Consider the following 12,024-nt stretch of genomic DNA (forward strand, 5'->3'; position numbering starts at 1 on the left):
ACAAACCCTCGGACTCCTTCCATGAATTCCCTATCCCTTTCCCGACGTGGCTCGTGGTCCGATGGCTGGCAGCAATGGCTGTCCGGCGCCGCGGTGGCCTTCCTGCTGATTCTTTCCAGCGCGGGTACCTGGGCTGCGCCCGGCGCCCATGGCCCCAATGGCGAACACCTGGACACTCCCACGGCGGCGGCAGGCAGCGCCAGCACCGCGCCGCGCATGGAGGCCCGCTCCGAGAGTTTCGAGCTGGTCGCCCACCTCCGGGGCGATGAGCTGTCGATGCTCATCAACCGCTTCGAGACCAACGAGCCGGTGCTCAAAGCCCAGGTCGAGGTTGAATCCGGCACGGCGAAGGCGACCGCCAAGTTCCACGAGGACATGGGCGACTACGCCGTCGATGACCCGGCTTTCCTCAAGGCGCTGAAGGCCCCGGGGTCGCATCCGCTGGTGGTCACGATCCTGCCCTTCAGCATCCTTCCACAGCAGCAGAATGAACTCCCAGCCATCCACCGTCCACCACAGACGGCCGATATCGCGCTGCAGCGCCTCGGTCGCCTTCTCCCAGTTGGACAGGACACGTTCGGCATATTCGACCGGGCGTACGGCCGCCGCCGCCAGATCGCGGGCGAAGTCTTCGGTGAAATAGGCCACCTTGGCGATGCCGCGGGCGAGATCGGCAGCCTCGGATTTATCGGTATCGGCCCAGTGGTTCAGACTCTGGCCCAGATTGGTGATGCCGCCGATCAGACGGCGCAGGCGGCTGTCCTTGGGCATCCCAGGCATGCCCAGCGGCGCGATGAATTGCCCCCAGCGCTCCAGCCGGTCATACAGCTCGTTGGCATTGGTGCCGAACTTCTTGGCGATCTCGCCAAGTCCGGAACGGATGCGATCGCGTCCGGCAGTGGAGGTGAAGTCCGAGACATGCAGGGTCATCTGTCCGCCGGAGAGTTTTTCCAGCGCCGATTTGAACAGGTAATACCGGGTCAGGAGGATTTCGTTTTCCTCCTCGGTGATAGCTTCCTCGGCACTGCGCTGAGCTTCGGGTCCGGCCAGCCCGGTGCGGGCGGTCTCCAGCGTTGCCATGCGCACATCGGGCGGCAGGCAGGAATTGCGCTTGAAGATTTCTTCCTGCAGCGCGCGGTCATGCATGGTGAGCTGGAAGATGTCCGGCACATCCTTCCAGCGGATGACGTAGTTGCCCTTGACGCCGGAAAAAGCGGATACGGTCAGTTCGAGATTCTCACGGCTGTCCATGCGCACGCGCGCCTGGCTCAAGGCCGGCGTGGTGAAAGCAACCGCCGTCCCGCGCTCTTCAAACTTCGCAGGCTGGAATTGCGACGCGGACCCCCTTGGAAAATTCATCCCCCTGCCCGACGATAGATAGCGAAAACCCCACCCCTACTAAACCATAAGGCGGGTGCGGAGCAAACAATCCGGCCCCGGTCAGGCCAGCCAGGCCCGCGATTTTTCGATCACCCGGATGGTTTCGTCCCACAGGTCCAGCCGGTGCAGCTCGGCCGGGTCGACCCAGGCGACCGCCGCGGCATCATCTCCGGCCACCGCCTCGCCGGCGATCCAGCGGGCGGCGAAGTCGATAATGGTGTAATGGTACAAAATCCGGCCTTCGGCATCCTGCTGGATCGAATCGATCACCTCGACCAGGCCGAGCAGCTCGATGCTGACCCCGGTCTCCTCGGCGATTTCCCGGTGGATGCCGGCCTGCACCGTTTCGCCCAGATGCTGGGCACCGCCCGGCAGGCTCCAGATGCCGGCCCGCGGGGGATTGCCGCGCCGGACCATCAGCACCCGCCCCCCCTTCCAGACGATCGCGCCCAGCCCGACCAGCGGATTCGGCGGGTATTCACGCGGCATGCCTTTGTCTCCATACTGCCTGCCAACAGGGTTCCACCATAACAAAAACCCGGAGGAAATGCCCGTGACGGCGCTATTCGATGCCCGCAACGCGGCAGTGATTGCCGATCCGTATCCCGCGCTGGCCCGGCTGCGCGAGACCGACCCGGTCCATTGGGACGCGCGGCTGGGCGGCTGGCTGCTGACCCGCTACGACGACATCCGACGCAGTTTGCGTGATCCCCGGCTGTCGTCCGACCGCATGCGGCCCTTCTTCGCCCATCTCCCTGAAAAAACCCGGGATGGCATGGCGGATCTCGGCGCCCATATGGCGCTCTGGGCGGTGTTCAACGATCCGCCCGATCACACCCGCCTGCGCGGCCTGATGAACCGCGCCTTCACCACTTCGGCCGTCGCCGCCCTGCGCCCCAAGGTGGCAACCATTGTCGACGGACTGGTCGACACCCTGCTGCAGGAGCCGGAAACCGATTTCATCGCGCGTTTCGCCTACCCGCTGCCGGCCACGGTGATCGCCCTGCTGATCGGCGTGCCGCTGGAAGACGTCGAACTGCTCAAGCAATGGTCGGACGATCTCGGCAGCTTCGTGCTGGCCTCGCGGCTGTCGGCCGACAAATACAGTCGCGCCAATGCCGCCATCCGCGAGATGAATGCCTATTTCGGCGACCTGGCTGAGGCACGACGGCGCAACCCGACCGACGATGTTGCCTCCGCAATGGTAGCCGCCCAGCAGCGCGGCGACTTCCTCAACCGCGACGAGCTGGTGGCCGCCTGTGTTTTGCTGTTATTTGCGGGTCACGAGACCACCACGCACCTGCTCGGCAACGGCATGCTGGCGCTGCTGCGCCATCCTGCGCAGATGCAGGCCCTGCGCGCCGGTCGCGGCAACGAGGAGCAGGTAAGCGCGGCAGTGGAGGAAATGCTGCGCTGGGACGGGCCGTCGCTGGCGCAGGTGCGCGTGGTGGCCGCGGAATACGAACTCGGCGGCAAGGTGATGCAGCCGGGCGACCGTGTGTTCCAGATGCTGGCAGCCGCCAACCGCGATCCCGAAACTTTTGTCGACCCGGACCGTTTCGACATTGCGCGGGCGGACAGCAATCGTCACCTCACCTTCGGCTTCGGCATCCATTTCTGCCTCGGCGCGCCGCTGGCGCGACTGGAAGGCCAAGTGGCGTTTCCGATCCTGCTCGAGCGGCTGCGCGACATCGCCCTGGCCGCGCCGCCGGACTGGAGCGATTCGATCGTGGTGCGCGGGTTGAACGGATTGCAGATCAGGTGCATCGCAGCCTGAAACGATCCGTTTTTTTACTTCGGGTGCAGATGATTTTCGATAATATCGAACACTGTCAGTCTGTTAGGATTCCGCACCCGTCCCATGAGCATCACCCTGCCCGTTATCAACGCACGCATTCCGATCCAGCTCGGCCTGCTGATTGCCGGCTTCGTCGTGCTGGTGACGATGAGTCTCTCCTCGCTGTGGCTGGTGCATGAAGCGGACAGAGCATCGGAAGAGGTTGCACATACGCTGGAAGTCAACGCCGCCATCGTGACTTATCAGGGTGCTCTCCGCCGCGCCGAAAGCGGTCAGCGCGGCTTCCTGCTGACCGGCGACCCGGCCTATCTGAACGATTACGAAATTGGTCGCCGCCGGCTGGGCGAAATCCAGGCCGAACTGGAGCAATTGATTTCCGACAACCCGCAGCAGGTCGGCAAGCTGCGGGCGGTCCTGCCTGCGGTGCAGCACAAGCTCGACGAACTGCAACAGGCCATCACCCTGAAACAGGCCGGACGCGAGGCTGAAATGCAGGGCCTGGTGCGCTCGAATACCGGCCTGGATGCGATGAACCAGATTCTGGCCCAGATTCTTGCGATGCTGAGCGATGAACGCGGCCTGCTGCGCGATCGCCGCGAATATTCAGACCGCACGAATATCCTGCTGTTCGTCGTCAACTTCGCCGGCGGCCTGACGATTGCGATTCTGGCGCTGGCCGCCATCACCCTGATCCGCAAACGCAGCCTGCAGCTGACGACGGCTCATGCCCAGCTTGAACGGGCCCATGCCGATCTGGAGCAGGCCAATCGCGGCCTGGAAGAGCGTGTGGCCGAGCGTACCGCCGACCTGCGCGAGGCGAATGACGAAATCCAGCGTTTCGCCTTCATCGTCAGTCACGACCTGCGTTCGCCGCTGGTCAACATCATGGGCTTTACCAGCGAGATGGAAGCCCTGCAGGGCGATATCTTCAGCGACGCCCCGGCAACACCGGAGCAGCGCGTGCAGTTGCGCCGCGAAGTGAACGAAGCACTCGGCTTCATCAAATCCTCGATCGCCAAGATGGACCGGCTGATCAACGCGATCCTCAACCTGTCGCGCGCCGGCCGTCGCGAATTCAATCCGCAGCCCATTGCGCTCGGGACCCTGCTGGGAATCTTGTCGAAGGATGTGGCGCATCGCCTGCAGGAAGTCGACGGGCAGATCGATATCGCCGCATTACCCGAAATCATCAGCGACCGGCTGGCGCTGGAGCAGGTCTTTTCCAACCTGATCGACAATGCGATCAAATACCGCCGCGACGACCGGCCGCTGCGCATTCAGATCGATAGCGAAGAGCGTGCCAATTTTGCCGTCATCCGTGTTGCCGATAACGGCCGCGGCATCGACAAGAAGGATTACGAGCGCATTTTCGAGCTGTTCCGCCGCGCCGGTGCACAGGACCGCCCCGGCGAGGGAATTGGCCTTGCCCATGTTCGCGCGCTGGTTCGCCGCCTCGGCGGCACCATCCGTGTCGACAGCGAGTTCGGGCACGGCACGACCTTTACCGTAATTTTACCGAAACGGTGGACAGCTTGATCCCCGAAAGGGAATGACGATGTCCGAACAACTGCCTGTGACCATCGTGATGGTGGAAGATGACGAAGGTCACGCCCGCCTGATCGAAAAGAATATCCGACGCGCCGGCGTGAACAACGAGCTCAAACCGTTCGCCACCGGCAGCGCCGCACTCGATTTCCTGCTCGGCAGCGACGGCAGCGGCAATCAGCACAAGGGCGACGCCCTGCTGATCCTGCTCGACCTCAACCTGCCCGACATGTCGGGCGTCGACATCCTGCAGCGGATCAAACAGAGCCCAGGCCTGCACATGGCGCCCGTGGTGGTGCTGACCACGACCGACGACCGCCGCGAAATCCAGCGCTGCTACGACCTGGGCTGCAACGTCTATATCACCAAGCCGGTCGACTACGAGCATTTCGCCCAGGCGATCCGCCAGCTCGGCCTGTTCTTCACCGTGATGCAGGTGCCGGAGAACGGCCGCCACTGACCGGCATGCCGCCGCAGATACGGAAACGGCAGCCTTTGCAGGCCGCCGTTCCGGTTTTTCCGATACAGCCGGACTACTCGGCGGCCTGTGCCTCGCGCTCGTGAATGATCTGCCAGATTTTTTGCGGCGTTGCCGGCATGTCGACATGGGTGATGCCCAGATCGCCCAGCGCATCGACAATCGCGCTGATCGTGGCCGGCGCCGACCCTACCGCGCCCGCCTCGCCGGCGCCCTTCACGCCGAGCGGATTGGTCTTGCACGGCACTTCGCACAGGATCACTTCGATATCGGGGAAATTGTCGGCGCGCGGCATGCAGTAATCGGTGAAACTGCCGGTCAGCAGCTGGCCATCCTCGTCGTAGACCACATGCTCGTACAGCGCCTGGCCGACGCCCTGCACCACGCCGCCATGGATCTGGCCCTTGACGATGGTGGGGTTGATCACCTTGCCCATGTCGTCGGCCACCACATAGCGCACCACCTGAGCGACGCCGGTGGCAGGGTCGATTTCGACCTCGCAGACATGACAACCGTTCGGGAAAGTGATCGCCTGAATCTGGTGATCCATCGCGGTATCGAGGCCGGCAGCCTGGTCGTAGCCGACGCCGGCGCGTTTGCGCGCCTCGGTCGCCACCTCCATGATGCCGATGCCGCGATCCGTGCCGGCCACGCTGAAGCGCCCGGCGGCGAATTCGATATCGCCGGCGGCAGTTTCCAGCATGTCGGCGGCCACGGCCTTGCCCTTGTCGATGATCGCATCCTTGGTTTTGAGGATGGCGCCGCCCTGTGAATAGAGCGAACGCGCGCCGCCGGTGCCGCCACCGGTGGGGATCATGTCGCTGTTGCCCTGCTTGATACGGATCTTGTCGAAATCGACGCCCAACTGCTGCGACACGATTTCGGTATAGGCGGTTTCATGCCCCTGGCCGGTCGACTGGGTGCCGACATAAACATCGACATAGCCATCTTCGGCGAAGCGAATCTCGGCACGCTCGGTCGGTGCGCCGCCGGTGGCCTCAAGATAGTAAGCCATACCGATGCCACGGCGCAGGCCGCGCTTGGCGGCCGCAGCGCGGCGCGCCTCGAAACCGGCCCAGTCGATCGCCTTCAGCGCCGCATTCGACGTGCCCTCGAAATCGCCCGAGTCATAGACCAGGCCCATCGCACTGGTCCACGGGAAGGCACTGTTGGGGATGTAGTTCCTGCGGCGCAGTTCGGCGCGATCGATCTGCAGTTCGCGCGCCGCCGTATCGATCAGGCGCTCCATGATGTAGTTCGATTCCGGGCGGCCGGCGCCGCGATAGGCATCGACCGGCACGGTGTTGGTGAATACGCCCTCGACGCGGGCATGCACCGCCTGGAAGCGGTAGACCGATGACAGTACCTTGGTGCCGGCCATGGTCGGGATCATCGGCGCATAGGTGGAGAGATAGGCACCCATATCGGCAATGTTGTGGATGCGGAGCGCCAGGAAGTGATTGTCCTTGTCCAGTGCCATCTCGGCATGGGTGAGATTGGCGCGGCCATGGGTGTCGGTGAGGAAAGCCTCGCTGCGCTCCGAGGTCCACTTGACCGGACGGCCGAGCGCGCGGGCGGCGAACAGGGTGAGTACCTGTTCCGGGTAGATGAAAATCTTCATGCCGAAGCCGCCGCCGACATCGGCGGTGTAGACGGCGAATTTCTCGTCCGGAAGGCCGAAGATCTTGGCCAGCAGCTTCTTCTGCACCCACACGCCCTGGGTCGGCACATGCAGCGCGAAACGCCCGGTGTCCTTGTCGAAGGATGCCAGCGAGACGCGCGCCTCCATCGAAGCGACGATGATCCGGTTATTCTCCAGCGTCAGCTTCACCGTTTTGGCGGCAGCGGCGAAGATGCCATCCACCTTGGCCTTGTCGCCGATTTCCCAGTCGAAGGCGCGATTGTTCGGGGCTTCCGCCCAGATCTGCGGCTGCCCCGGTTCCATCGCGGTGGCCAGATTGGCCGCCGCCGGCAGGGCGTCGTAATCCACCTCGATCAGCTCCGAAGCATCCCGGGCCTGGGCCGCCGTCTCGGCCACCACGAAAGCGACCGGATCGCCGACATGGCGCACCATGCCATCGGCCAGCGCCGGGCGCGCCGGGTCGGCACGCAGGCTGCCATCGCGGTTCTTCAGCGGGATGGTGCAGGGCAGGTCGCCGATATTGGCGGCCTTGAGATCGGCAATGGTGTAGACTGCCAGTACGCCCGGCGCGGCCTGGGCCGCGGTGGTGTCGATCTTCAGAACCTTCGCATGGGCATACGGCGAACGCAGGAAAACGCCATGGGCCTGGTTGGGCAGGCTGATATCGTCGGTATAACGCCCCTTGCCGGTGATGAAACGCTGGTCCTCGACACGGCGAACCGGCTGGCTCTGGCCGAACTTGGTCATACGGGCAGTCCTTTCAGGGAAGACGCCGCCGGATTTCCAGCGACGTTTCTGGGGGCGATTTTGCGGTAAATGATAGGCATTTGGCCCATCCTTTCAACCCGCCGGATTGCATCCCTGCAATCCCGGGCATCGGTCACCGCGCGGTGCCTTACGGGCCATAGGCCCGCAGGGAGCGATAGGTCCAGAACGGCATCGCGCCCATCAGGATGCAAACGGCCGAAAACAGGAAGACGGCGGTATAGCCGCCGGTGATGTCATGCAGGATGGCGCCGGAAAACGTGCCGAAGGCAATACCAAAGCCGCTGCCCACCATGATGGTGCCAAAGATGACACCAAAGCGCGGCCCGTGAAAAATGCGGGCCGCCGTCGCCCCCACCATCGGGCCGCGGGCACCGAAGGACAGGCCGACCAGCAGGACGAAGCTCCAGAGCAGCAGCGGCGACTGCCACGCCTTGAGGGCCCAGAGCGAGCCCAGCCCGAGCAGGCTGAAGGAATAGGACAGCGCCGCCGAACTGTGCCGGCCGATTCGCGCATCGAGCCAGGAAAAGCCAAGAATGCCGACCGGCGTCAGCACCCCGATCAGGCCGTAGATCGAGGCCGCCTTGAGCGGGGCATAGCCGAGTTCGACCAGATAGGCCACGGCCTGCACCAGCACCGAGAACATGCCCGCCGAGGTGAAGCAGAAAACCGAGGCCAGACCCCAGAAGGCCGGATTGCGCATCGCCTTGCCGATGGTCCATTCGATCACCACCAGGGTCTCGACCACGTCGCCGTCCTTTTTCGGCGGCGGCGACGGCAGGCGGACGCGGCCGGCCTGCACCGTGGGCCAGGACACCAGCAGCAGTGCCGGCATCGCCGCCAGCGCGATCACCGCCAGCATGCGATAGGCATTGCGCCAGCCCCAGGTCTCGATCACCAGCTGCGCCAGCGGCACCAGCAGCAGCGAACCGACGCCCAGGCCGGCATAGACCACGCTCATCGAGCGCGTCAGGCCGTTGCCATCGAACCAGCGGGCCAGCAGGGCCGAATGCGGCGCATTGCCCAAGGCCGCCGCCGCACCGCCAACGCCAATGCCGATGAAAATATACATCTGCCAGACCGCGCCGGCGAAGGACGCCAGCAGCAGGCCGGCGATCAGCAGCAGCAGGCCGCCGATATAGAGCTTCAGCGGGCCGAAACGGTCGAAGCAGTATCCCGCCAGCGGCGCGCAGATCCCGGCCAGGAGCATCTGCAGCGAATAGATTGCCGCGACATCGGCGCGGTTGGCCTGGAATTCCGCCGTCAGGGCGAGCAGGAAGGTGGTGAAGGTTTCGCCACTGCCGCGCGAAAGCAAATTCAGCAGGGCGCAGAGGCCGACCAGGATGATTGCGGTGCGTGCCGAATTTTGTGCCGGGCTGCGACTGGCTGATCCGTCTTCCGGCATGATCAGGCGTCCTGGCCGGATTCGGCCTGGCGCAGCATCTGCTTGGCGATCACCAGCTGCTGGATCTGGCTGGTACCTTCATAGAGACGGAACAGCCTCACATCGCGGTAGAAGCGCTCGACGGCATATTCCTGGATATAGCCCGAGCCGCCATGAATCTGCACCGCACGGTCAGCCACGCGGCCGACCATCTCGGAGGCGAAATACTTGCACGACGAGGCTTCCATCGACACCGTTTCACCGGCGGCATAGCGCTCGGCCGCATCGCGCACCATGCAGCGCGCCGCATAGGCCTCGGTGCGGCTGTCAGCGAGCATGGCCTGGATCAGCTGGAATTCGGCAATCGCCTGGCCGAACTGCTTGCGGTCGCGCGCATAGCTCACCGATTCATGGATCAGGCGCTCGGCGGCACCGACGCACATGGCCGAGATATGCAGGCGGCCGCGATCCAGCACCTTCATGGCGGTCTTGAAGCCCTGCCCTTCCTTGCCGCCGATGATGTTGGCAGCCGGAACTTTGGCATTCTCGAAGATCACATCGGCGGTATGCGAACCGCGCTGACCCATTTTCTTATCCGGCTTGCCGATGGTGATGCCGGGTGTCCCGGCATCGACGATGAAGGCGGTGACGCCGCCGGCACCCTTGTTGCTCGGCTCGGTGCGCGCCATCAGCGTAAAGATGCCGGCATGCGGTGCATTGGTGATGAAACGCTTGGTGCCGTTAATGACGTAATGATCGCCCTGGCGCTCGGCGCGCGTCTTCACGCTGGCGGCATCGGAACCGGCTTCGGGTTCGGTAAGCGCGAATGACGCCGTCACCTCGCCGCTGGCCAGTCGCGGCAACCAGGTTTCCTTCTGCTCCGGCGTGCCATCCATCAGGATGCCCTGGCTGCCGATGCCAACATTGGTGCCGAACAGGCTGCGGAAGGCCGGCGAGGTCCAGCCCAGCTCGAAAACCAGTTCGACTTCCTCGGCCATGTCGAGGCCGAGACCGCCGTATTCCTCGGGGATCGAGATGCCGTAGAGGCCCATCTCGGCAAAACTGCGGCGGATCTCATCGGGGATGCGATCCTCGTCGGCAACCTGTTTTTCGAGGGGGACCAGTTTTTCGCGAACGAACCGGCGCAGGCCGAGCCGGGTTTGCTCCAGCGTATCCTTGTCCATCGGGGGCACTCACTCTTCCATAAGGTCTGCTGCAAGCTTGGCACAATGGCGGGATGACGCAAGCCGCTGCATGCAAACTTGCGCAGGATTCTGGTGTCTCAGCCGCGCCGGAATGCGACAGCGGCCAGCCAGCCCGAGAAGACCGCCAGCAGCACGGCGACCAGACCGTAAACCGCCGGTTCCTGGCGTGAGAAATCGTAGACTTCCTGTTCGATGCCCTGCTTGTCGATGAACAGCGGTGTGGACTGCGCGGCAACGATGCGGTTGTCGCGGATCAGGTAGACTTCGGTCTGGTAGGTGCCGACCGGCACGGTGGAGGGAAAACTGATGGCGGTGCGAAACAGCTTGGGACCGAGGAAATCCACCGCCCCGATGCTTTCGCGATACAGGCCGTCGCGGGTTTTCAGCCGCACGATGGACCTGTGATAGTCGCCGGCATCCTCCGGCCGACGTGTGCCCAGATAGCGGAAGCGCAAATGCTCGGTGCCGATCTGCAGGCGCTGCAGCAGACTGCTGGGTGCAATGGCGTCGAGCGGTTTGCTGCTCGCCACCGCATAATAGGACGGCACGTTGTCGAAACTTTCCGAACGCCGGGTCAGCCAGAAGCCGAGCGTCGGCCGCTTGCGCCGCACCACCGAAGTGGCCGTCGGTCCGCGCACCACCACGATCACCTCGCCGGGCTCGTCGATGGCGCCGAACAGCAGCAGTTCGGTGCCGGTGAAGCTGGAGGTGATGGCGATCAGATGCGACGACAGATCAGTGATCAGCGGCGCATCGGCCGGCGCCGGGCCGCGCGGCGCATTCGGCGTCGCCTGCGCGAAAGCCTGACCGGCACCGCAGAGGAGCAGCAGAACGACGAGCGCGCCCCTCATCGCGGCCCCGCTTCAAGGAAGAACTGATCATCGGGCGGCAGGATCAGCTCGATTGCCAGCACGATCGCCACCGTGAGAACCAGAACCGCCAGCAGACCGCGGATCTGTTCGCCGCGCAGCCGGGCACCATGGCGCACGCCGTATTGCGCGCCGATCACCGAGCCGACCAGCAGCAGCAGCGCCAGTGTCACATCCACCGTCTGCGTGGTGATGGCATGCAGCATGGTGACATTGGCGGTAACGAAAATGATCTGGAACAGGGATGTCCCGACCACGATGGCCGTCGGCATGCCGAGCAGGTAGATCATCGCCGGCACCAGCAGGAAGCCGGCGCCCACACCCATGATTGCGGCGAGGATGCCGACCAGAATGCCGAGGCCGAGCGGCATCAGCGCGCTGATATAAAGCTGCGATTTGCGGAAGCGCATCTTGAACGGCAGGGCGCGGATCAGCGCATGGTCGTTCAGCCGCTTGCGGCGCACCACCGGTGCCGTACTGGGCTTGACGCGCAGGGCACGGATGCTTTCGGTCAGCATCATGCTGCCGATGGTGCCGAGGATCAGCACATAGGAGAGCGCGATCACCGCATCCAGCTGGCCGAGGCGCTTGAGCACCGCGAAGAGATAGGCGCCGAAGCTGGAGCCGACCAGGCCGCCGACCAGCAGCACGGCGCCCATCTTGAAATCGACATTGCCCTTGCGCCAATGGGCATAAACAGCCGAGACGCTGGCTGCCACCACCTGGTTGGCCGAGGTGGCCACCGCCACCGGCGGCGGTACGCCGATGAAGATCAGCAAGGGGGTGAGCAGGAAACCGCCACCGACGCCGAACAGACCCGACAGATACCCCACCGCCCCGCCAAGGCCGAGCAGCAACCAGATGCTGACCGACAACTCGGCAATGGGGAGGTAGATCTGCATAATTGTGGCCGGACCCTGACGACTGCGCGGCGGACTGTTCTATCGACTGCTTATAA

At 64.1% G+C, this 12,024-nt stretch carries 10 protein-coding genes; 3 read left to right on the forward strand and 7 right to left on the reverse strand.

Translation table 11 applies throughout. The annotated features are described in order from the left end of the window. Nucleotides 1-30 precede the first annotated feature (30 nt). Both OJJ21_RS04930 and OJJ21_RS04935 read right to left on the reverse strand, forming a co-directional pair. The gene (locus OJJ21_RS04930; protein WP_297683732.1) at nucleotides 31-1,251 is read right to left on the reverse strand and encodes a hypothetical protein; all 1,221 of its coding nucleotides are present in this window, start codon (nucleotides 1,249-1,251) and stop codon (nucleotides 31-33) included. A gap of 189 nt (nucleotides 1,252-1,440) precedes the next feature. Beyond that, the gene (locus tag OJJ21_RS04935) at nucleotides 1,441-1,869 is read right to left on the reverse strand and encodes an NUDIX hydrolase (protein WP_297683734.1); all 429 of its coding nucleotides are present in this window, start codon (nucleotides 1,867-1,869) and stop codon (nucleotides 1,441-1,443) included. A gap of 64 nt (nucleotides 1,870-1,933) precedes the next feature. On the opposite strand from OJJ21_RS04935, the gene OJJ21_RS04940 reads away from it, so the two are divergent. The 3 genes from OJJ21_RS04940 to OJJ21_RS04950 all read left to right on the forward strand — a co-directional run bounded on the left by OJJ21_RS04940 (nucleotide 1,934) and on the right by OJJ21_RS04950 (nucleotide 5,183). Further along, complete coding sequence (locus tag OJJ21_RS04940; protein ID WP_297683736.1) at nucleotides 1,934-3,157, forward strand: cytochrome P450; 1,224 nt, start codon at nucleotides 1,934-1,936, stop codon at nucleotides 3,155-3,157. 84 nt (nucleotides 3,158-3,241) lie between these two features. Then, nucleotides 3,242-4,714 (forward strand): CHASE3 domain-containing protein, encoded by a 1,473-nt coding sequence (locus tag OJJ21_RS04945; protein ID WP_297683739.1) that lies wholly within the window; start codon nucleotides 3,242-3,244, stop codon nucleotides 4,712-4,714. Between the two features lie 19 nt (nucleotides 4,715-4,733). Beyond that, complete coding sequence (locus OJJ21_RS04950; RefSeq protein WP_297683741.1) at nucleotides 4,734-5,183, forward strand: response regulator; 450 nt, start codon at nucleotides 4,734-4,736, stop codon at nucleotides 5,181-5,183. A 73-nt stretch (nucleotides 5,184-5,256) separates the two neighbouring features. On the opposite strand, the gene OJJ21_RS04955 is transcribed toward OJJ21_RS04950, so the two are convergent. From OJJ21_RS04955 to OJJ21_RS04975, 5 genes are all read right to left on the reverse strand, one after another. Then, nucleotides 5,257-7,590: a xanthine dehydrogenase family protein molybdopterin-binding subunit gene (locus OJJ21_RS04955; protein WP_297683743.1), complete on the reverse strand. Its 2,334-nt coding sequence runs from the start codon at nucleotides 7,588-7,590 to the stop codon at nucleotides 5,257-5,259. Nucleotides 7,591-7,738: 148 nt separating this feature from the next. Further along, on the reverse strand, nucleotides 7,739-9,013 hold the full coding sequence (locus tag OJJ21_RS04960) for an MFS transporter (protein ID WP_297683745.1): 1,275 nt from the start codon (nucleotides 9,011-9,013) through the stop codon (nucleotides 7,739-7,741). 2 nt (nucleotides 9,014-9,015) lie between these two features. Beyond that, nucleotides 9,016-10,176 (reverse strand): acyl-CoA dehydrogenase family protein, encoded by a 1,161-nt coding sequence (locus OJJ21_RS04965; protein ID WP_297683747.1) that lies wholly within the window; start codon nucleotides 10,174-10,176, stop codon nucleotides 9,016-9,018. A 98-nt stretch (nucleotides 10,177-10,274) separates the two neighbouring features. Continuing rightward, the gene (locus OJJ21_RS04970; protein WP_297683749.1) at nucleotides 10,275-11,048 is read right to left on the reverse strand and encodes a TIGR02186 family protein; all 774 of its coding nucleotides are present in this window, start codon (nucleotides 11,046-11,048) and stop codon (nucleotides 10,275-10,277) included. Beyond that, nucleotides 11,045-11,968, reverse strand: coding sequence for a sulfite exporter TauE/SafE family protein (locus OJJ21_RS04975; RefSeq protein ID WP_297683751.1), 924 nt, complete (start codon nucleotides 11,966-11,968; stop codon nucleotides 11,045-11,047). Before OJJ21_RS04975 ends, OJJ21_RS04970 begins: the two co-directional genes overlap by 4 nt. Nucleotides 11,969-12,024: the final 56 nt, after the last annotated feature.

Source organism: Ferrovibrio sp. (assembly GCF_025869515.1).
Lineage (GTDB): Bacteria > Pseudomonadota > Alphaproteobacteria > Ferrovibrionales > Ferrovibrionaceae > Ferrovibrio.